22 protein-coding genes and 1 other annotated feature are annotated in these 20,576 nt (G+C 38.1%); all 22 genes read left to right on the top strand.

Annotation, left to right across the window (positions count from 1 at the left end):
- Nucleotides 1-33 precede the first annotated feature (33 nt).
- The 22 genes from H5975_RS02260 (at nucleotide 34) to mnmA (ending at nucleotide 20,439) form a co-directional block, all read left to right on the top strand.
- Nucleotides 34-393 (top strand): hypothetical protein, encoded by a 360-nt coding sequence (locus H5975_RS02260; RefSeq protein ID WP_204784710.1) that lies wholly within the window; start codon nucleotides 34-36, stop codon nucleotides 391-393.
- A 148-nt stretch (nucleotides 394-541) separates the two neighbouring features.
- The gene (gene mraZ, locus H5975_RS02255; RefSeq protein WP_204784709.1) at nucleotides 542-970 is read left to right on the top strand and encodes a division/cell wall cluster transcriptional repressor MraZ; all 429 of its coding nucleotides are present in this window, start codon (nucleotides 542-544) and stop codon (nucleotides 968-970) included.
- 18 nt (nucleotides 971-988) lie between these two features.
- Nucleotides 989-1,930, top strand: coding sequence for a 16S rRNA (cytosine(1402)-N(4))-methyltransferase RsmH (gene rsmH / locus H5975_RS02250; protein ID WP_204784708.1), 942 nt, complete (start codon nucleotides 989-991; stop codon nucleotides 1,928-1,930).
- Nucleotides 1,931-1,947: 17 nt separating this feature from the next.
- On the top strand, nucleotides 1,948-2,310 hold the full coding sequence (locus H5975_RS02245) for a cell division protein FtsL (protein ID WP_204784707.1): 363 nt from the start codon (nucleotides 1,948-1,950) through the stop codon (nucleotides 2,308-2,310).
- Nucleotides 2,310-4,463, top strand: a complete 2,154-nt coding sequence (locus H5975_RS02240) for a penicillin-binding protein (RefSeq protein ID WP_204784706.1) — start codon at nucleotides 2,310-2,312, stop codon at nucleotides 4,461-4,463. The genes H5975_RS02245 and H5975_RS02240 overlap by 1 nt, the downstream gene beginning before the upstream one ends.
- Nucleotides 4,464-4,482: 19 nt before the next feature.
- Nucleotides 4,483-5,451, top strand: coding sequence for a phospho-N-acetylmuramoyl-pentapeptide-transferase (mraY, locus tag H5975_RS02235; RefSeq protein ID WP_204784705.1), 969 nt, complete (start codon nucleotides 4,483-4,485; stop codon nucleotides 5,449-5,451).
- Nucleotides 5,452-5,469: 18 nt separating this feature from the next.
- A complete protein-coding gene (murD, locus tag H5975_RS02230; protein WP_204784704.1) occupies nucleotides 5,470-6,843 on the top strand; it encodes a UDP-N-acetylmuramoyl-L-alanine--D-glutamate ligase in 1,374 nt (457 codons plus the stop codon).
- Nucleotides 6,844-7,947: an undecaprenyldiphospho-muramoylpentapeptide beta-N-acetylglucosaminyltransferase gene (gene murG / locus H5975_RS02225; protein ID WP_204784703.1), complete on the top strand. Its 1,104-nt coding sequence runs from the start codon at nucleotides 6,844-6,846 to the stop codon at nucleotides 7,945-7,947.
- A 14-nt stretch (nucleotides 7,948-7,961) separates the two neighbouring features.
- A complete protein-coding gene (locus H5975_RS02220) occupies nucleotides 7,962-8,807 on the top strand; it encodes a cell division protein FtsQ/DivIB (RefSeq protein WP_204784702.1) in 846 nt (281 codons plus the stop codon).
- Nucleotides 8,808-8,919: 112 nt separating this feature from the next.
- Complete coding sequence (ftsA, locus tag H5975_RS02215; RefSeq protein ID WP_178659914.1) at nucleotides 8,920-10,284, top strand: cell division protein FtsA; 1,365 nt, start codon at nucleotides 8,920-8,922, stop codon at nucleotides 10,282-10,284.
- 21 nt (nucleotides 10,285-10,305) lie between these two features.
- Nucleotides 10,306-11,592, top strand: a complete 1,287-nt coding sequence (gene ftsZ, locus H5975_RS02210) for a cell division protein FtsZ (RefSeq protein WP_204784701.1) — start codon at nucleotides 10,306-10,308, stop codon at nucleotides 11,590-11,592.
- A gap of 66 nt (nucleotides 11,593-11,658) precedes the next feature.
- The gene (locus H5975_RS02205) at nucleotides 11,659-12,087 is read left to right on the top strand and encodes a cell division protein SepF (RefSeq protein WP_204784700.1); all 429 of its coding nucleotides are present in this window, start codon (nucleotides 11,659-11,661) and stop codon (nucleotides 12,085-12,087) included.
- 17 nt (nucleotides 12,088-12,104) lie between these two features.
- Nucleotides 12,105-12,368, top strand: a complete 264-nt coding sequence (locus H5975_RS02200) for a YggT family protein (protein ID WP_178659920.1) — start codon at nucleotides 12,105-12,107, stop codon at nucleotides 12,366-12,368.
- Nucleotides 12,369-12,379: 11 nt separating this feature from the next.
- A complete protein-coding gene (locus H5975_RS02195) occupies nucleotides 12,380-13,165 on the top strand; it encodes an RNA-binding protein (RefSeq protein ID WP_204784699.1) in 786 nt (261 codons plus the stop codon).
- A 17-nt stretch (nucleotides 13,166-13,182) separates the two neighbouring features.
- Nucleotides 13,183-13,875, top strand: a complete 693-nt coding sequence (locus H5975_RS02190; RefSeq protein ID WP_204784698.1) for a DivIVA domain-containing protein — start codon at nucleotides 13,183-13,185, stop codon at nucleotides 13,873-13,875.
- Nucleotide 13,876: 1 nt separating this feature from the next.
- Nucleotides 13,877-14,089, top strand: a binding site (T-box leader).
- 52 nt (nucleotides 14,090-14,141) lie between these two features.
- Nucleotides 14,142-16,937: an isoleucine--tRNA ligase gene (gene ileS / locus H5975_RS02185; protein WP_204784697.1), complete on the top strand. Its 2,796-nt coding sequence runs from the start codon at nucleotides 14,142-14,144 to the stop codon at nucleotides 16,935-16,937.
- Nucleotides 16,938-17,038: 101 nt separating this feature from the next.
- Entirely contained in the window at nucleotides 17,039-17,242 is a 204-nt protein-coding gene (locus H5975_RS02180; RefSeq protein ID WP_178659928.1) for a cold-shock protein, read from the top strand.
- 11 nt (nucleotides 17,243-17,253) lie between these two features.
- Nucleotides 17,254-17,805 (top strand): NUDIX hydrolase, encoded by a 552-nt coding sequence (locus H5975_RS02175; RefSeq protein ID WP_204784696.1) that lies wholly within the window; start codon nucleotides 17,254-17,256, stop codon nucleotides 17,803-17,805.
- A complete protein-coding gene (locus tag H5975_RS02170) occupies nucleotides 17,802-18,143 on the top strand; it encodes a hypothetical protein (RefSeq protein ID WP_204784695.1) in 342 nt (113 codons plus the stop codon). The genes H5975_RS02175 and H5975_RS02170 overlap by 4 nt, the downstream gene beginning before the upstream one ends.
- A gap of 9 nt (nucleotides 18,144-18,152) precedes the next feature.
- A complete protein-coding gene (locus H5975_RS02165; protein ID WP_204784694.1) occupies nucleotides 18,153-18,851 on the top strand; it encodes a 5'-methylthioadenosine/adenosylhomocysteine nucleosidase in 699 nt (232 codons plus the stop codon).
- A gap of 2 nt (nucleotides 18,852-18,853) precedes the next feature.
- A complete protein-coding gene (locus H5975_RS02160; RefSeq protein WP_178659935.1) occupies nucleotides 18,854-19,195 on the top strand; it encodes a cysteine desulfurase in 342 nt (113 codons plus the stop codon).
- A gap of 110 nt (nucleotides 19,196-19,305) precedes the next feature.
- On the top strand, nucleotides 19,306-20,439 hold the full coding sequence (gene mnmA / locus H5975_RS02155) for a tRNA 2-thiouridine(34) synthase MnmA (RefSeq protein ID WP_204784693.1): 1,134 nt from the start codon (nucleotides 19,306-19,308) through the stop codon (nucleotides 20,437-20,439).
- The last annotated feature ends 137 nt before the right edge of the window (nucleotides 20,440-20,576 follow it).

Raw genomic sequence — 20,576 nt, 5'->3', positions numbered from 1 at the left:
AATAATTTCAAAGTGGGGAAAGGAATTTATAAATTGAATTACCAACGTATCCTAATCGAAGTATTAATCATTTTATGCTATTGGTTTGTTGAAAAACTATTCTCATTAGTTTTCATTAATTTAAAGCTTGGCAAGCAAGGGAGAATCCATCATCCCATTGTTTGGACAATTCTTTTATTTGCCCTTACTTGGTGGAATCTTGGATATTATTACATTGCATATCCATTAATTTTAATTGCGCTCCTGGGGATTGGATTGGTCATCAAGCAATTGATTTCAAATCATGAATTTTTATATCGGCCATTTTGGCAACAATTTTGGATTTTAGGGGTAGGATTGATGATTGTTTCATATGTTGTTTCAATTTTTTGTTGTCATCTCCCCACCCCATAAAATGTTGATATAACTGTAATTAAAGCACTGTCAATTTATTGACAGTGCTTTTTTTGTTATAAGAAATGGTAATTCGTGGAAGAATGTGGTGGTTAGTGGGGGATTGTGGTAAACTGGTTTTGTAATCAATGAAAAGGGGGGATTAGTCATGTTTATGGGTGAATTTAATCACTCGATCGATAATAAAGGAAGACTAATCATCCCCGCAAAATTTCGGTCTCAATTGGGCGAGCGATTTGTAATTACTCGAGGAATGGATAGGTGTTTATCAGGTTATTCCATGGCGGAATGGGATAAATTGAAACAACAGCTTGAAAAGTTGCCCATGACTAAAAAGAATGTTCGCCAGTTTGTACGGTTGATTTATTCAGCAGCAATTGAGTGTGAATTCGATCGTCAAGGGCGGGTCAATCTTTCAAAAATTTTGATTAATTACGCTGGTATTTCAAAAAAATGTGTTGTGGTTGGTGTCTCATCACACTTTGAAATTTGGGACGAAGATGCTTGGCAAGAATACAGTGAACAAGCTGCCGAAGATTTTGACGATGTTGCAGAAGATATTGATTTTGATTTCTAGAAAGGAGAACCAAATAGCATGGAATTTGATCACGTTACGGTTCTCTTGAATGAAGCCGTAGAAGGATTAAATGTTAATCCGGATGGTATATATGTTGATGCAACTCTTGGCGGTGGTGGTCATAGTGGGCTGATTCTTTCAAAATTGAATAATGGACACTTATATTCATTCGACCAAGATAAGACTGCTATTAATTACAACTTGCATAATTTAAAAGATTACGTCGATGAAGGAAAAGTTACGTTCATAAAAGATAATTTTAAAAACTTACGTAATGATTTGTCAGAATATAATATTGATCAAATTAACGGGATTGTTTACGATCTTGGAGTTTCATCTCCACAATTTGATGATGCTAAGCGTGGGTTTAGTTATCAACATGATGCCAAACTCGATATGAGAATGAATCAAGATCAAAAGTTGTCTGCATACGATGTCGTCAACGATTGGCCATATGAACGACTGGTTAAAATCCTTTATCGGTATGGTGAAGAAAAGTTTGCTAAGTCGATTGCTCGTTCAATTGAAGAACACCGTAAGAAAGCACCAATTGCTACGACCTTTGAATTAGTTGATGTGATTAAAGAAGCAATTCCAGCTCGTGCACGTCGTCATGGCGGTCACCCAGCAAAAAAATCATTTCAGGCGATTCGCATTGCGGTGAACGATGAATTAGGTGTATTAGAATCCTCGCTCGAGCAAGCATTAGACTTGTTAGCAGTTGGAGGACGCATTAGTGTAATCACGTTTCAATCGCTAGAAGATCGATTAGTAAAAACAATGTTTCGAGAAAAAACAACTCTTCAAGATGTGCCAGCAAGGTTACCAGTAATTCCTCCAGAAATGCAACCGCATTACAAATTGGTTAATAAAAAACCAATTGAACCTAGTCCAGAAGAGTTAAAGAGTAATCACCGTGCACATAGTGCTCATTTGAGAATTATTGAAAGAATTAAATAAAAAGGAAAGTGGAAATCATGGATTATAATACTAACGTTGCCAGAAAATTAACTGTGCCACAACACAGCGAACATGTAGAAACACAGAGCCAACCGGTGTTCAAGCCAGTGGCCTTTTCTAAGTTTGAGTATCTACTAACAACATGTTGTGCGCTAGTGATTTGTGCGATGATGGTGACGTTAGTATCATCCAAAATTAGTGTGAATAATTCTCAGCGTCATTTGCAAGACGTTCAGTCCAAAATTAGTCAGGTTAATAATTCTAATATTAGTCAACAACAAGAAATTGGTGATGCAACGAGCCAATCAAGTTTGCAAAAGATTGCAAATAAGTATAACCTTAAAGATTCAAATATTAATGTAAGGAACGTTAATAAATAATGGAGCCTACTGATAAAAAACAACGAACGATAAATAATAATTCAGGTCAACGGAACCATAAGCAGTTTGGTAAATGGCTGTGTATGGTAGTCGCCGGCCTATTTTTATTATTTATCGCTCGTTTTGCTTATATTGCTGTTATCAAGGACGTAAAGAATCACGATTTGGCAGCAGCAGCTCAGCAAAGGTATACTCAGTCAAGGATTATTCCAGCACAACGTGGAAATATTTATGACGCGGATGGAAATGTTTTGGCAAGGGATACTAGTAAATATACTGTTTATGCTGTTTTAGATAAAAACGAAAAGAGTGTCAAAGGTAAGCCTTTATATGTAACTAATAAAAAAAGGACTGCTAGAATATTAGCGCACTACCTTGACATGCCCGAGAAAAAAGTTTACAAGATATTAACTCCTAAAAAGAAGTTATATCAAGTTCAATTTGGAACAGCAGGATCAAACATTTCCGTAAGCAAGATGGAAGAAATAAAAGCGCAAAAATTGCCGGGAATTAATTTCATAAAAACTCCTGCCCGTCAGTATCCGGAAGGCGAATTTGCTAGGCAATTACTTGGATCCACTGCGGTAAAGACTAATAAGAAGACTGGGCAGTCGCGGTTAGTAGGACAAATTGGCTTAGAAAGTTATTTTAATAAGCAGTTGTCTGGAAAAGATGGGTATAAAAAATCTCAAAACGATGTCTATGGATATCGGTTATCAGATTCACCACAAGCAGGTAAAAGTGCTAAGAATGGTGATAATGTAACTCTGACATTAAATAATAATGTTCAGCATCAGTTAGAAAACTTGGTAACTAGTGCTGATAAAAGTACTAAACCTGCATCGATAACTGCAGTCGTAATGGAGGCTAAAACTGGTAAAATAGTTGCTGCTACTCAACGCCCAACAATGAATTCCAAAAATCCATCCTGGACTAATGCATTAATTCAAGATACATATGAACCTGGATCAACGATGAAAGTTATGGCATTAGCTTCTGCAATTGATTCTGGGCATTTCAACCCAAATGGAACTTATAAGTCTGGTACCTGGGAAATGGAAGGAGGTAAGATCACCGACTGGAATACTAGTGGTTGGGGAAACATTACCTTTAAAGAAGCTTTCTATAGGTCCAGTAACGTTGGGTTTGCTCATATTGAACAGAATATGGGAGCCAAGACTTGGATGAAATATTTAAAGAGCTTCGGCTTCCTGAAACCGACTAAAGTCTACGGCATGTCAGGAGAATCCTCTGGGACAACAACTTTCCGTGGTGTCTTAGAGCAAGCAAACACTTCGTTTGGTCAAGGGATTACCGTTAATACAATGCAAATGATGCAAGCATTTAGTGCAGTTGCTAATAATGGTAAAATGATGCGGCCATACATCGTTGATAAAGTCACAAATAGCCAAAATAAGACGGTTAAAAATGTTCATCCAAAGCAAGTTGGTAAGCCAATTAGTGCCGCTTCCGCAAAAGAAACTCGAAAATATATGGAAGGTGTTATCTATAATAAAGTAGGTACTGGTCAACTGTATAAAGTGAAGGGATACCGAATTGCGGGTAAAACAGGAACAGCCCAGATTGGTGGGGCTAATGGTTATGAGCAAGGATCTAATAACTATATTTACTCTTTTGTTGGATTAGCTCCTGCCAAAAATCCTAAATATATTATTTATATCACAATGCGTAAGCCGACAACGAGTAATGGCCCGGCTGAAAAGACCATCTCTTCGATTACAACCCCAATTATTAAGACGTTACTTGATAAGCAAACTACTAGATCAACCAAGCAACAGGGAGTTACAAGAGTTCCTAACGTCGTAGGGGCTAGTGCCAAAAGCGCTCAGAATCAGTTGAATGGCAAACATTTACAAGTGACGGTTCTGGGAGATGGGAAAAAGGTTAAGAAACAATCAATCGCTCCTGGTACCGACTCGATGATTAATAATCGAATTATATTGGTAACAAATGGCAAGGTTAAAATGCCAAACATCAGTGGCTGGAGCCAGTCTGATGTTAGCCAGTTGACCCAGATGTTGAATTTGAAACTTGATTCATCAGGAAGTGGTTTTGTTAAGTCACAAAGCATTAAGGAGAATACAGAGGTTCGCTCTGGACAGCAATTAAAGGTTAATTTTGAAGAGAAGTAGAATTTTAGGAGGAACACTTATGTCTAGTAAGATTGTAATCAGTGGGCTTGTTTCACTGGTGCTTGCAGGTTTGTTAACATATTTTTTAATGCCATATTTGATTCGCTACTTTCGTGCTAAAAAAGAAGGTCAGCAAATTAGAGAGATTGGTCCTACATGGCATGCTAAAAAAGCTGGAACGCCAACAATGGGTGGAATCCTTTTTATAGCATCAACAGTGATAGCAATCATAGTTGTCGGAATTTTTAATGGACAGTTAACCAACACTATGTGGGCATTGTTATTTACATTGGTGGTATATGGCCTTATTGGAATGTGGGATGACAGTATAAAAATCTTTCATCACCAAAATGAAGGTTTTAAGCCTTGGCAAAAATTTTTATGTCAGGTTATTGCCGCGATGGTATTTACAGCCATTTATCAACATGAAGGCTTTCAAATGGGATTTGGTGAATCCCAGGTTGGTTGGCTATATGGACTATTCATTATTTTCTGGATGGTTGGGTTCTCTAATGCAGTTAACCTAACCGACGGATTAGACGGATTGGTTACTGGGTTAGCCGTAATTTCATTTGCCGCATATCTAGTAATTGCTTTATATCAGAAGCAAAATGAAGTAGCAATTTTCTGTTTAACAATTATTGGTGCCTTATTAGGTTTCTTCCCGTTCAACCACAAACCAGCAAAAATCTTTATGGGAGACATGGGTTCATTGTCGTTAGGGGCTAGCTTGGCGGCAGTAGCCTTGTTGCTGCATCATGAATGGTCATTGTTAATGATTGGTCTGGTCTATGTTATTGAAACAGCAAGTGTTATTCTCCAGGTTGCATCATTTAAGACAACCGGGAAAAGAATTTTCAAAATGACGCCGATTCATCATACCTTTGAAATGATCGGGTGGAGCGAGTGGAAAATTGACATCACGTTCTGGATTTTCCAACTAGTTTGTGCAATTATTGCAGTTGTTACAGTTATCACATTAGGCTAAAAATTAAGGGTGATTTTTATGAATAACGTAAAAAAATATGACGGAAAAAATGTATTAGTAATGGGATTTGGGCTGAGTGGTATTAATGCGGCTCACTTGTTGGTTAAATTAGGAGCAAATGTTGTTGCTAATGATAAAAAAACACCTGATGATCCTTCAATTGTCAAAGATCTTGAAAACGATGGCATTAAGGTAATTACTGGAGATAATCCGCTCAGCTTAGCGGATGAAAATTTTGACTATGTTGTCAAAAATCCAGGAATCCCTTATGACATTCCTTTGGTAGCGGCTTTTGTCAAAAAAGGCACTCCGATCATTACTGAAGCAGAACTCGGTTATGAAATTTTCCCAGGACATCTAGTAAGCGTTACCGGATCAAATGGTAAGACAACAACTACTACCCTTATTCAAAAAATGTTAGATGAAGGGCTTCCAAATACTACTAAGTATGCTGGTAATATCGGTGTATCCTTTACAAAAACTGCGGAAAAATTAGGCGCCGATGATCATTTGGTTACTGAAATTTCAAGTTTCCAACTGTTAGGTACTCCAGAGTTACACCCACATATCGCAGTAATTACAAATATTTTCTCTAATCACCTTGATTACCACAAAACTAGGGAAAATTACATTAATGCAAAATTAAATATTACACGGAATCAAACCAAAGATGATTATTTGATTATGAACTGGGACCGTGACGAATGGCAAAATATTGCTCGTCGTTCACCCGCAACCGTGGTACCGTTCTCCAGACTTGACAAGAGTGAAGAAGGTGCTTATGTCAAAAACGGTGTAATTTATTGGCGTGGTGAAAAAGTAATGGATACTAAGGATATTCGTTTGATTGGGCCACAAAATGTAGAAAATGCATTGGCCGCAATTGCTGCTGCTAAATTAAGCGGTGTTGATAATGAAGCAATTGTTAAGGTATTAACAACATTCAGTGGTGTCCGTCATCGTCTTCAATATGTAATGGAATACCAGGATCGTCTTTTCTACAATGACTCGAAATCTACGGATATTGAAGCCACTGAAGTTGCTTTACAAGGGTTTGAACAGCCAGTTGTTCTTCTTGCCGGTGGATTAGACCGTGGATATACATTTGAACGACTTGTTCCATACTTTAAGAAGCATGTTAAGGCCTTAATCGTCTTTGGGCAATGTAAAGATAAAATGAGAGATGCTGGTGAACAAGCTGGTGTTCCGGTTTATGAAAGTGAAAATGCAGTAACAGCAGTTCCTAAAGCATGGGAATTGAGTGAACCTGGCGATGTTATTTTACTTTCACCTGCGAACGCAAGTTGGGACCAATTCCCAAGCTTTGAAGTCCGTGGTGACAAGTTCATTGAAGCAGTCGAAAAATTAACTGGTCAAAAGGAGCAAAAATAAATGCGATTATTAGTTTCTGGTGGAGGTACTGGTGGACATATCTACCCAGCTTTAGCATTGATTGAACGTCTAAAACAAGTCGAACCAGACACCGAAGTGTTATATGTTGGTACAACCCGTGGGCTAGAAAATAAAATTGTGCCTGCTGCTGGTCTTCGTTTAAAGACTCTCCACACTCAAGGATTTAAGCGTTCATTATCATTAGAGAACTTTAAAACTGTTTATTTATTTCTTAAATCCGTTCATGATGCTAAGAAAATCATCCGTGATTTCAAACCTGATGTTGTCTTAGGGACAGGTGGTTATGTTAGTGGAGCAGTCTTATATGCAGCCGCTAAGATGCATATCCCAACTGTAATTCATGAACAAAACAGTGTTGTTGGGATTACCAATAAATTCCTTAGCCGGTATGTTGATGAAATCGCAATTGCGTTTGAAGCGGCCCGCGATCAATTTCCTGCAGATAAGGTTAATATGACAGGGAATCCTCGTGCTCAACAAGTGGCTGCCAATGCATCGTCAAACTACTCATGGACTAATGATGGTTTAAGTGATGATAAACCAACAATGATGGTTTTTGGTGGGAGTCAAGGAGCACCAAAAATTAACCAAAGTGTAATCGATGCAATTCCAGAATTTAATAAACGAGACTACCAAGTTATTTTTGCAACTGGTCAAAAACGTTATCAAAAAGTAATGGATCAATTAAAAAATGTTCACATTAACGATAACGTAAAGGTTGTTCCCTATATTCCAGACATGCCAAAGAAAATGCCGAAAGTTGACATGCTGATTTCTAGAGCTGGAGCAACCACCATTGCGGAAATAACCGCATTGGGTATTCCAACGATCTTAATCCCAAGCCCATATGTGACTGCTAATCATCAAGTAAAGAATGCACAAGCATTGGTAAAACAAGGTGCTGCAGCGATGATTTTGGAAGACAAGCTTGATTCTAGGACACTTTTGGTTCAAGTTGATAAGATAATGAATAATCCAGAAGTAAGGGAGAAAATGGCAAAGGCATCCAAGAAGATTGGTCGGCCTAATGCGGCTGATTTATTAATAAACGTCTTAAAGAAGGCTGAACAAGATCACCAATAAAGGAGGGGCGAGAATTGGCAAACCATTACGACAATAATGATGATCATCGACGATATCTGAAGCGTCTTAGAAAAATTGAAGGGCGCAGTCTGAATGCTTTGAAGCAAATAAGTGATCGCGAGACATCATTAAATAAAAAAGTTCCCCAAGTTGGTCATCGTCAAAGAATAGGTAATGGAAAACGAGTTGCCAGTATATTAATCCCCTTTATATTACTGTTAATTTTTGCCGTATACGTTATTTCACCATTAAGTAAAATTAGTCATGTTCAAGTGACTGGTAACAGTGAGCTAACAAAACAAGAAGTGCAAAGCGCTACTGATATTAAACCTGGCAGGTATGTTTGGCGGATAGTTCGTCATCAAAATATGGTGCTAAAACAAAGTCAGAGGAAAAATCCGCAAATTAGGAGTCTTCAAGTCAAATTAACGGGCCCACGTTCTGTTCGAGTGCATATAACTGAGTATCCCGTAATTGGTATAATTAATCATCATGGTAAACAAGAACTGTTATTGTCAAATGGAAAGTATCGACCGATAACTGGTAATGTTGATAATTTCTTGCACTATTCAAATTTTTCCAATAATTATATCCATTTAAAAATTGCTGCTCGTGAAATTGGTACTCTGCCAAAATATATTCGTCAAGGTATTTCTGAAGTACAATTCTCGCCAACTAAGCTTAATCCTGATCGGTTAAAGCTCATAATGAATGATGGTAATACTGTTCTGGTGCGAGCAGATACAATGGGTAATAAAATGAAATATTATCCATCTATCATTTCTAAAATGAATGGTAACGGAGTAGTTGATTTACAATTTGGTGCTTATTCGTATAATTACGGTAATAATGACAAATAATGATTTTAATGTGACTATTTGTATAATTCACAAGTGCATTTAATTAATGTGTGGTAAAATTTAAAGGTAAGTCAGTTTATTAACAAAAAAATTTTAGGAGGGTTCCTTATAAATGAATAACTCACAAATATATGTTGGTTTGGATATTGGAACCACTTCGATCAAGGTACTTGTATGTGAGAATGTAAAGGGCAAGCTGAAATTGATCGGTGTCGGTACTCAACCTTCAGGTGGCCTCAATCAAGGAGTTATTGTCGACATTGATAAGACTGCCATGGCCATTAAACAAGCAGTTGCGCAAGCAACGGAAAAGTCTGGAGTAAAGATCAGCCGAGTGATCATAGGATTACCAGCCAACTATCTTCAAATGAATCAAGTCCATGGAATGATTAATTTATCAAATCAAGGACAGCCACGAGAAATTGTTAATCAAGATGTCATCGATGTTGCACATTCAACACTTTCACAAGGTCTTCCTCCTGAAAGAGAAGTTATTGACTTAGTTCCTAGAGACTTTGCAGTCGATCAATTTAGAGGAATTAAAGATCCTCGAGGAATGTCAGGAATTCGCTTGGAAATGTGGGCAACTTTGTACAGTGGCCCTAAGACCATTGTTTACAATACAAAAAAATCAGTTGAACAGGCTGGTCTGAAAATTGAGGACATGGTGGTAGCACCAATTGCAACTGGTTCTAACATTTTGAGTGATGGGGAACAAGACTTTGGTACTGTGATTATGGATTTGGGAGCAGGACAAACTACTACCAGCATTATTCATGATCATCAACTAAAATTTGCGTTTGTGGATCCCGAAGGTGGAAATTACATTACGAAGGATATTTCCGCTGTGTTAAACACTTCTCAAAAGAACGCTGAACAACTTAAGAGGGATCACGGTTACGCGGATAGTGAACAGGCTGCTGAAGATGTGCAATTGGCTGTTGATGTAGTTGGTAAAGCTCAACCAGTAAATTACACCGAAAAGTACTTGTCAGAAGTCATTGAGGCACGTATTCGTCAGATCTTTAGACGAGCAAAGGATAAGCTTGACTCAATTAATGCACCGCAGTTGCCAGGTGGACTGGTTTTGTATGGTGGTGTGGCAGCATTGCCAGGCATTAAGGACATTGCTTCTCAATATTTCGATGGAACAGTTCGAGTGTTTGTACCAAATGAAATGGGAATTCGTCAACCAAGTTATGCCACAGCATTGTCACTATGCTTATATGAAAATAGTTTAAATGATGTTGATCGGTTGATTAAACAAACGGTTCACGATGGTGATTTAATTGCTAGTCCCCATCAAAATGATGCAAACAAAGAAATATCTGTTGCACCGGAAAAACAACAACGACCAAGAATTGTTCGACATAACAGTCGTAAGAATTCCACACCAGTTCGAGAACATGACAACGAGAAGAATAACTCTGATAAGAAGAGTGGAATTAGAAACTTCTTTAGCAACTTTTTTGATTAAGTAATTACGGAGGGTATTTGTATGGATAATGCTACGAACACGAATGACCAAATGGAGATGGAAGGCGCACGCATCAAAGTAATTGGTGTTGGTGGTGGTGGCGGTAATGCTGTTAACCAAATGATCAATGAAAAGGTCAATGGGGTTGACTTTATTGTCGCTAATACCGACCTACAAGCTCTGGATGGTTCTGCAGCTAAAACTAAAATTCAATTAGGGCCTAAATTAACACGTGGTCTTGGTGCGGGTTCGAATCCTGAAGTTGGTGCAAAGGCTGCCCAAGAAAGTGAATCCGAAATTACTAAGATCTTGGAAGGTGCAGATATGGTCTTTGTCACTGCCGGAATGGGTGGTGGAACTGGTACAGGTGCTGCACCGGTAATTGCTAAGATTGCAAAGGACTCAGGTGCATTAACGGTGGGTGTTGTTACCCGGCCATTTAGCTTTGAAGGGACACGCCGTGCAAAGTTAGCTTCTCAAGGATTAGCAAACTTGAAAAAGAACGTTGATACACTGATTATTGTCGCTAATAATCAATTATTGGAAATGATTGATAAAAAGACCCCTATGATGGAGGCCTTCAAAGAAGCTGATGACGTATTGCGTCAAGGTGTAGAAGGAATTTCTGATTTGATTACTAATCCTGGTTACATTAACCTGGACTTTGCTGATATTCGTCACACTATGACTAACCAAGGGTCCGCCTTAATGGGAATTGGTTCATCTACTGGTGAAAATCGGGCCGCTGAAGCTACTAAGAAAGCCATCTCTTCACCACTCTTAGAAGTATCTATTGATGGTGCAGAACATGTTTTAGTTAACGTTACTGGTGGTAAAGATTTGTCAATGTTTGAAGCACAAGAAGCTTCTAGTGTTATTCGTGAAGCTGCTAATACAAACGTTGATATTACATTTGGGATGTCTGTTGACGATAATTTAAACGATGAAGTCCGGGTTACAGTAATTGCTACAGGAATTGATAAGAGCAAGCAACAAAAGACAAGTGAACAACGCACTCAAGTTGTTTCACAGGCATCTGATGATCGCACAGCTCCTTTAAACATTAATCAGAATGTTGCTACGGATAACGGTCAACAAAATAATAATAATGATGATGCTAGCCAACAAGATCCATTTAACGGTTGGAATGATCCTGGCGATGGTATTAACGTATCGTCAAATCGTGACAACAACTTTGATGATGTAAAGAAGCCTGATTTTAGCGTTCAAGATGACGATTTGTCAAATGTTGATGATGGCGGTGAAGACCTCTCAACACCTGCTTTCTTTAAGAATCGACGGAAGTAAACTTTTAAGATGGGGAACGCGTAGTTCCTCCTTTTATTTATCTCAAACGGAAAGGATGTGCTGGAAATGGCTGGAAAATTTTTAAATAATTTCTTTGGAATGAACGATGAAAGTACTGCAACTGATTACTATGACGATAATCAAGCAGCGGATAACCGTCAATCAAAAAATGATCGTAAAATAGTCTCTATTAATAGTGCGCATTCGCTTAGAGAAAACGGTAAAATCTCGTTATTCGAACCCCGCATTTATGGAGATGCTCGTGAAATTACTAATCAACTTTTGAACGGTGAAGCAACCATCATTAACTTTAGTCAAATGGATCCTAAGGTTGCAATTAAGACAGTTGATTTCCTAAATGGCGCAGTATTTGCTATGGATGGGGAAATTCAACGAATTGGTGAACAAATCTTCTTGTGTACGCCAAAGAATTTTGATGTTACTGGTAAAGCTATGAATGACATCGCAAATGAAAACAATTCATTTAATAATTAAACATTGGAGAGTGGACTGTGATTGGATTTTTAGTGTGGGCAATCAATAATTTAATTAGTTTGTATATTTTACTGATTGTGATTTGGTGTTTATTGTCTTGGTTTCCTGGAGCAAGTCAAAGCGCATTAGGAGACTTCTTGAACCGACTAGTTTATCCTTATCTTTCAGTATTTGAACGTATTATCCCACCATTAGGCGGAGTAAGTTTTTCACCAGTTGTAGCTGTTTTTGTTTTATGGCTTGTACAACGTGGTGTTCAAATGCTTGGAACGATTTTGTAAGGTGACAGTAATTGGTTGATTCAAATATTCGTCAGCACTTTCGCGCAGACGAAAGTAATTTTATTAATCAGATTTTAGATGTAATCGCGACTGCTAGTAATCAATATCGACCAGTACTAACGAATTTTTTAAATCCTCGCCAGCTTTTTATCGCTTCTACTTTGGTCAATAGAAATGAGAATTTAAAAATGAAAAGTTGGGGAGGCTATTCGGGTGCTGAAATGCAAAGGCTATTGATCTATCCGGAATATTATGTTCCAAATAAAGCGGACTTCAATATTGATTTTTTTGAAGTTAATTATCCAACTAAATTTGCGGAGCTTCATCATCGTCAAATTCTGGGAACCCTAATGGGTAGTGGACTAACGCGTGATAGTTTTGGTGATATTATTAATGATCAAACGCAGTGGCAGTTTGTAGCTAACAATAACATTCAAGATTATATTACACAGGAAGTTGACCGGATTGGTAAGGTTCATGTTCAAATGAAGATTATTGAGGAGGACGATCTTGTGCATCCTCAATCCGATTGGGAGCCAATGCATACCACAGTACCATCAATGCGTTTAGATGCAGTTATTGCTAACATATTTAACTATTCAAGGAATCGTGCGAAAGAAGACATTGAGCACGGCTTAGTACGGGTTAATTGGGAAGAAATTAATCGTCCCGACTACCAATTAGCAATTCAAGATTTAGTATCTGTTCGTCATGGTGGACGATTTCGCCTATTACAAACAGGTGGACGGAATCGAAAAAATAATATTCGTTTAGATTTACAAATTATTACAGCATAAAACTTGGAGGAAGAATTATGACAGTGTCAGCTGTTGATATTAACAACAAAACTTTTGATACAAAAATGCGTGGGTATAATCAATCTGAAGTAAAGGATTTTTTAAACCAGGTTGCGGAAACAGTTCAGAGTTTGAATGAAAAGAACCGTGAATTGACTGAGATGGTTAAAGCAAATGAAGAAAAGTTAAAGTACTTTACTGATCTTAAAGATTCATTGAATAAATCTATTTTGGTCGCACAGGAAGCTGCTGATAAGGTTAAAAACAACGCTAAAAAAGAAGCAGAAATTATGGTAAGAGAGGCCCAAAAGCAGGCTACTGATATTGTTTCTGAAGCGAATGAAAAGGCTAATGCAGTTGTTGAAGAATCAACTAACTCTACCCGTAAATTAATCACTGAAACTAACGACTTGAAAAAGCAAACGCGAATTTTCAGACAACGTTTGCAAGTTATGCTAGAATCCCAACTTGAAGTTGTTAAGAGCAATGATTGGGATGAATTGTTAGCAAACAGTGATATGAGTGATTTCACAGAAATTCAAAAGATTTTGGGAAACAAGGTTGACAATGTTCAAGATACCAGTGTAAACTCTGATTCAACAACAGATTCATCGACTACTGATTCTGATTCTACTTCACAATCTGATGCAGATTCCGAAGCAGGGAAAACAGTTGTAATTTTCCCAGATAGTGATAAATCTGAACAATAATTTTAAAATAATGATGAGACCACGAGGTTATCAGCGATGTCTCAGAGAGTCGACGGTTGGTGAAAGTCGATGTCTAACTGGTAACTCCATCAGCTCTGAGTGCAGTTTTGAATATGATATAGAAACTGTCGGGTCATACCCGTTATGCAATGCCTAAGGAAGTAATAATATTACTTTAAAATAGGGTGGTACCACGAAAAGCTTCGTCCCTTTTGGACGAGGCTTTTTTTATTTTAAAATTAGCAATTTAATAAGGGGGAATTGTGATGCGAGTAAAAGATACGCTGAATTTAGGTAAAACTAAATTTCCAATGCGTGGTCACTTGCCTGAAAAAGAAGGTCAACGTGAACAGCTTTGGGAAGAAAATAAAGTTTATGAGCAACGGCAAAAGTTAAATGAAGGTAAGCCAACGTTCGTTCTGCATGATGGCCCACCATATGCTAACGGTAATATCCACATTGGTCATGCCATGAACAAAATTAGTAAGGACTTTATTGTTCGATATAAATCTATGACTGGCTATCGTTCACCATACGTACCTGGTTGGGATACTCATGGTCTGCCAATTGAACACCAATTAACTAAATCAGGTTATGATCGTAAAAAGATGACGACTTCTGAGTTCCGTGACCTTTGTCGCAACTATGCTATGGAACAAGTTCATAAGCAAATGGACGGCTTCAAACGCTTGGGAGTTAGTGCCGATTGGGATCATCCATATTTAACGTTAGATAAAGAATTTGAAGCTGCTCAAATCAAGGTCTTTGGTGAATTTGCTAAAAAAGGTTTGTTATACCAAGCTAAGAAGCCTGTTTATTGGTCCTGGTCATCAGAATCTGCATTAGCAGAAGCGGAAGTTGAATACCATGATGTTGTTGCAAAGACAGCATTCTTTGCTGAACAGGTAAAAGATGGCAAGAATTTACTGGATAACGATACTTATTTAGTTGTTTGGACAACGACTCCATGGACTATCCCAGCATCTGAAGCGGTTGCGGTTAATCCAACTTTCGAATACTCAGTTGTTAAGCCATCAAATGATGATCGTAAATTTGTAGTTGCTTCCAGCAGATTATCAGAAATTGCTGAAAAGCTTGGCTGGGAAAGTTATGATGTCCTCAAGACATTGAAGGGTCAAGACATGGAACGGATGACTACTCTTCACCCATACTTAGACCGTGAATTATTAGTTGGTGTGGCTGACTATGTTACTGATGATACCGGTACGGGATTGGTCCACACGGCTCCTGGCTATGGTGATGATGACTACCATTTTGGTAAAAAATATGATTTGCCTATTGTTGCACCAATGAACGATCAAGGGGTATTAACAAAAGAAAATGGCCCTGAATTTGATGGAGTATTTTATCAAAAAGCTGATGACATTTCCCTTAAGTTTTTGAAAGACCAAAATGCATTATTACTTGAAGAACCATTAAAGCACAGTTACCCATTTGATTGGCGTACTAAACAACCAATTGTATTCCGTGCAACTGATCAATGGTTTGTTTCAATTGATCAAATGCGTGATGAAATTTTGAAGGCTGTGGATGAGGTCCAATACTTCCCTGAATGGGGTAAGGTTCGTCTACGAAACATGCTAAAAGACCGTGGTGATTGGGTAATTTCCCGTCAACGTGTTTGGGGTGTACCTTTACCAATCTTCTACGCCGAAGATGGAACGCCAATTATGACTGAAGAAACGATCAACCATGTCGCAGACCTCTTCCGTGAATATGGTTCAAATGTATGGTTTGACCGTGATGCTAAAGATTTGTTACCAGACGGCTTTACAAGTTCACATTCTCCTAATGGTAAGTTTACAAAAGAAACGGATATCATGGATGTTTGGTTTGATTCCGGTTCTTCTCACCAGGGAGTATTAAATGAGCGGAGTTACTTAACATACCCTGCTGATTTATACTTGGAAGGTTCTGACCAGTATCGTGGTTGGTTTAATTCAAGTATGATTACTAGTGTAGTGGTTTCAGGGCATGCTCCATACAAGTCAGTTCTTTCTCAAGGATTCACTTTGGACAAAAAGGGAAAGAAGATGTCCAAGTCATTAGGAAACGTTATTGATCCCGCTAAAGTGGTTAAGCAAATGGGTGCGGAAATTATTCGTCTTTGGGTAATGAGTGCAGATACATCTGCTGACGTCCGGGTTTCAATGGGGACGTTCCAACAGATTTCAGAAGCCTACAGAAAGTTACGAAATACTTTCCGGTTCTTGTTAGCTAATACTAGTGATTTTGATGCTGATGAAAATACCGTTTCTTACGATAAGTTAACTAGTGTTGATCAATATATGTTAGTGAAGTTTAATCATTTCTTGGCACAAATGCGCAAGGACTTTGATCAATATGACTTCCTAGATGGTTATAAATTATTGATTAACTTTGTTAATAATGACTTATCAGCATTCTATATGAATGTTGCCAAGGATGTTTTATACATTCAACCGGCTAATTCTCTTGAACGCCGTTCAATGCAAACTGTCTTTTACGAGATCTTGGTTGGCCTCGTTAAGTTGCTGACACCTATTCTGCCACATACTACTGAAGAAGTTTGGGAATACATGAATGAACCTGAGAAGTTTGTTCAATTGACAGAAATTCCAGACCCGCTTAGTTATGATAATGAAGATGAACTGTTAGTAGAATGGAACCAGTTCATGGAAATCCGTTCACATGTCTTAAAGGTACTGGAAGAGGCACGTAATGAAAAGCTTATTGGGCGTTCATTAGAAGCACGAGCTGATTTATACTTGAAGCCGAGTCAGAAGGCAGTATTAGATTCATTGAATTATGATGTCGCATTATTACTGGGAGTTTCAGATCTAGAAGTTCATGATGCTAGCGAAACACCAGACGATGCCGAACAGTTTAATGATGGTTCTGCTGTTAAAGTTGAGCAAGCTGCTGGTGAAGTATGTGCTCGTTGTCGTATGACGAAGGAAGATGTTGGCAGTGATGATGCATATCCACAACTGTGTGCACGTTGTGCTAAGATCGTTCGTGAAAACTTCCCTGAAACAGTTACAGAAGGCTTAGAAAAATAAGAAAACACCAAGCTTAGTTCTGGGTTCATGACAAGCTAAGAATGGTGTTGTAAAATGAGGCATAGCATTTATGGCTATGTCTTATTTTTTGGAGGATTTTTATGATCATTGGTACTGTAAAAAGTTATGAAAAAGATAAAGGTTGGGGTTTTATTAATTCCCCACATGATGGTGAAATTTTCGTTCATTCTCGCGGAATCGAAAAAAGTTCACGTCAATTAATGCGTCCTGGTGTTAAAGTCGGTTTTGTAATTATTCCTAGTTTAAAGGGAATGCAAGCTGCCCATGTTCGTGTATTAGAATAGGAGTGCTAACGATGGAATTCGAAGAACGTGTGACATCTTCAGAACAAATATATAGTGGCCATATTTTATCTTTAGAAAAGCAGAGGGTTGTTACTCCTGGTGGTAAGGAGGCGACTCGTGAAATAGTACATCATGCCCCGGCAATTGCATTGTTAATGATCACAAATGATCATAAGGTGATTTTAGAACAACAATGGCGAGCTCCAGTGAAAAAGGTCACCTTTGAGATACCTGCAGGTAAAGTAGATAGTCGTGATAACGGTGATGTTCTTCATGCCGCAAAAAGGGAAATGAATGAGGAAACTCGTCTGCAAGCTCAAACATTATTGAAAGTAGCCTCAACATTTAGTTCTCCAGGTTTTACTGATGAGCAAATTACGCTTTTTTATGCTACTGATTTGTCAGAGGTAAAGCATCAATTGCCACAAGATGATGATGAAAAAATACATCTTATTACAGTTTCATTAGACGAAGCTTTAACGATGATTAGAGAAGGAAAAATTGATGATATGAAAACAGTAATGGCAATCTATTATTGGGCTCAAAAGGAGAAAAATGCATGAGTGATGACCATCAAATGACTCGTCGTCAATATCGTGAGGAACAGGAAAAATCTTCTAAGGATGGTAATGGTTCATTTCGGTTTGACCAGTGGCCTCATCATCAAAATAGTGATAATAATATGGATGAATCACCACTATTATCCAGAAGACATCATGAAAAACAAGATGATATCAACGAGGATGAGGCTGGTTTAACACGGCAACAGACTTTAGAAGAAGACAAAGAAACGATTGCTAATGAAAAAACACAGCAGCTTAAAACTAAATTAAATAAAATTATTATTGGATTAGTATTGGCAATTATTTTGGTATATCTATTTTTATTTTTTATAGGTTAGGAGATTCAAATGAAATTTGGAATTATTTGTGCAATGCCTGAAGAATTGAAGGAATTGTTAGAACACATTGAGAACGTCAATGAGAAAGAAATTGGTGATAAGAAATATTACTCTGGTACTATCAGCAACCAAAGTGTGGTACTTGTTGAATCTGGAATTGGTAAGGTAGAAGCAGGGATCACAACTGAGCATTTGATTACAGATTTCGACGCTGATGTGGTTATTAATTCTGGATCAGCTGGTGGAATTGGCAAAAATCAACATGTTGGAGATATCGTGATTTCTACTGAAACAGCATATCATGATGTGGACGCACGAACTTTTGATTATGATTACGGTCAATTGCCTGGACAACCTGCAAGGTTTGAAGCATCCAAGAAATGGGGCGAAGCCTTAGCCAAAGCTGGTGAAAAAACTGGCCTAAATATTGAAAAGGGACTAATTGTATCCGGCGATCAATTTGTTGCCAGCAAGGAAGCAATTGAAAAGATTAAGAAGTTTTTCCCCGATGCGCTATCTGCTGAGATGGAAGGAGCAGCAGTTGGCCAAGTTGCAAATGACCATCATGTGCCTTATGTTGTTGTTCGAGCAATGTCGGATACAGCGGATGAAGATGCTGGCGTAAGTTTTGATGAATTTATTATTCAAGCTGGTCGGCGTTCTGCACAAATGCTATTAGAACTCTTTAATGAATTGGAGAAGGCTTGATTATGGAATTTGAAAAGGTAAACCAATTGCAAGGAGATTCAGATAAGTATGCAATTAGTCCTCAAATAAAGGAATATACATTATTAGATTTGGGATTTGAAAAGACTAAGCGTGGCAACTATCGATACCTTGGTTCATTAGATCGCAAATCCCCATTTAAGCCATTCGCACGACTGCAAATTACGGTTAATAGTGATTTAAGTGGTTTTAAGATGGATACTGTTAATTCCAATGGATTTTCCAAAGTGAACATCTTCAAACAAAGTCGCCGGGATGAGTTTGTAACCCAACTACATTTTATTTTGGATGAAATGGTTGAACGTGGAATCTTTGATAAAAAGTAAGTGAATTACTATTCCCGAATGCCGATGATTTGGTATAATGATTGTTACTGGACATGCGACCTTCAATCGTAGATGGATCCAGAATCTATTTAGAAATGATGGTGATTTGCATGACTGATAATAGTCATACACGTGTCGTCGTTGGTATGAGCGGTGGAGTTGATTCTTCAGTTACTGCACTTTTATTAAAACGCCAGGGATACGACGTTGTTGGTGTTTTTATGAAAAACTGGGATGATACTGATGAAAACGGTGTTTGTACCGCGACAGAGGATTATAAAGATGTTGCTAAAGTAGCAACACAAATTGGGATTCCATACTACTCTGTTAATTTTGAAAAAGAGTATTGGGATCGGGTATTTAAATACTTTATTGCAGAGTATAAAAAGGGGAGAACTCCTAACCCAGATGTAATTTGTAATAAAGAAATCAAATTTAAAGCATTTATTGAATATGCTAATCAATTGGGTGCTGACTATGTAGCAACTGGTCATTATGCTGATTTAAATCGTGACGCTGAAGGCAATATGCATTTGATGCGTGCTGCTGATCAACATAAAGACCAAACTTATTTTCTTAGTCAGTTAGATCACGCGCAGCTTGATCATGTTATGTTCCCATTAGCTAAGTATACAAAGCCTGAAATTCGAAAAATTGCGAAGGAAGCTGGCCTGGCAGTGGCTGATAAGAAAGATTCTGTGGGAATCTGTTTTATTGGTGAAGATGGTCATTTTCGTGAATTCTTGAGTCAGTATTTACCAGCGCAACCAGGTAATATGGAAACAATTGATGGTAAGGTCGTTGGTAAACATGCTGGCTTGATGTATTACACAATTGGTCAACGACGTGGGCTTGGACTAGGTGGAAATAAGGAAAGTAATGAGCCATGGTTTGTTATTGGCAAAGATATCAAGCGCAATGTTCTTATTGTGGGACAGGGTTACCACAATTCCCATCTCTATGCTACTCATCTGGAAGCTAGTGATATTCACTGGGTAGATGATGTTGTTAGCCGCTATGGTCACCATTTCCACTGTACTGCGAAGTTCCGCTATCGTCAGGTTGATGAGGGAGTTACTGTAGATATTAGTGAAGATGGACAGAAGGTAACGGTAACCTTTGACGAACCGGCAAGAGCAATCACTCCTGGACAAGCAGTAGTATTCTATGATGGACAAGAATGCTTGGGAAGTGCAATTATTGACCGGGCATTTAGTCATGAGCACCAATTACAATACATTTAAGAGTGTTTGCAATAAATTTTAAATAGAGGAGAAAGTGTGATAGAAGCCCTTTGCGACTTTGATTTCACGCTTTTAAAAACCACAGTAGGGTCTAGTGCTCGGTTTGTCGAGCATTGGGCCCTATTGTTATACTGCGC

The sequence above is a fragment of the Limosilactobacillus coleohominis genome, from assembly GCF_016901675.1.
Taxonomy (GTDB): domain Bacteria; phylum Bacillota; class Bacilli; order Lactobacillales; family Lactobacillaceae; genus Limosilactobacillus; species Limosilactobacillus intestinavium.
This window is presented reverse-complemented; position numbering and strand designations above follow the sequence as displayed.

Excerpts from the sequence above, each read along its gene's own strand:
- mraZ (WP_204784709.1), top strand. The coding sequence starts at position 542 with ATGTTTATGGGTGAATTTAATCACTCGATCGATAATAAAGGAAGACTA.
- rsmH (WP_204784708.1), top strand. The coding sequence starts at position 989 with ATGGAATTTGATCACGTTACGGTTCTCTTGAATGAAGCCGTAGAAGGA.
- H5975_RS02245 (WP_204784707.1), top strand. The coding sequence starts at position 1,948 with ATGGATTATAATACTAACGTTGCCAGAAAATTAACTGTGCCACAACAC.
- H5975_RS02240 (WP_204784706.1), top strand. The coding sequence starts at position 2,310 with ATGGAGCCTACTGATAAAAAACAACGAACGATAAATAATAATTCAGGT.
- mraY (WP_204784705.1), top strand. The coding sequence starts at position 4,483 with ATGTCTAGTAAGATTGTAATCAGTGGGCTTGTTTCACTGGTGCTTGCA.
- murD (WP_204784704.1), top strand. The coding sequence starts at position 5,470 with ATGAATAACGTAAAAAAATATGACGGAAAAAATGTATTAGTAATGGGA.
- murG (WP_204784703.1), top strand. The coding sequence starts at position 6,844 with ATGCGATTATTAGTTTCTGGTGGAGGTACTGGTGGACATATCTACCCA.
- ftsA (WP_178659914.1), top strand. The coding sequence starts at position 8,920 with ATGAATAACTCACAAATATATGTTGGTTTGGATATTGGAACCACTTCG.
- ftsZ (WP_204784701.1), top strand. The coding sequence starts at position 10,306 with ATGGATAATGCTACGAACACGAATGACCAAATGGAGATGGAAGGCGCA.
- H5975_RS02205 (WP_204784700.1), top strand. The coding sequence starts at position 11,659 with ATGGCTGGAAAATTTTTAAATAATTTCTTTGGAATGAACGATGAAAGT.
- H5975_RS02190 (WP_204784698.1), top strand. The coding sequence starts at position 13,183 with ATGACAGTGTCAGCTGTTGATATTAACAACAAAACTTTTGATACAAAA.
- ileS (WP_204784697.1), top strand. The coding sequence starts at position 14,142 with ATGCGAGTAAAAGATACGCTGAATTTAGGTAAAACTAAATTTCCAATG.
- H5975_RS02180 (WP_178659928.1), top strand. The coding sequence starts at position 17,039 with ATGATCATTGGTACTGTAAAAAGTTATGAAAAAGATAAAGGTTGGGGT.
- H5975_RS02175 (WP_204784696.1), top strand. The coding sequence starts at position 17,254 with ATGGAATTCGAAGAACGTGTGACATCTTCAGAACAAATATATAGTGGC.
- H5975_RS02170 (WP_204784695.1), top strand. The coding sequence starts at position 17,802 with ATGAGTGATGACCATCAAATGACTCGTCGTCAATATCGTGAGGAACAG.
- H5975_RS02165 (WP_204784694.1), top strand. The coding sequence starts at position 18,153 with ATGAAATTTGGAATTATTTGTGCAATGCCTGAAGAATTGAAGGAATTG.
- H5975_RS02160 (WP_178659935.1), top strand. The coding sequence starts at position 18,854 with ATGGAATTTGAAAAGGTAAACCAATTGCAAGGAGATTCAGATAAGTAT.
- mnmA (WP_204784693.1), top strand. The coding sequence starts at position 19,306 with ATGACTGATAATAGTCATACACGTGTCGTCGTTGGTATGAGCGGTGGA.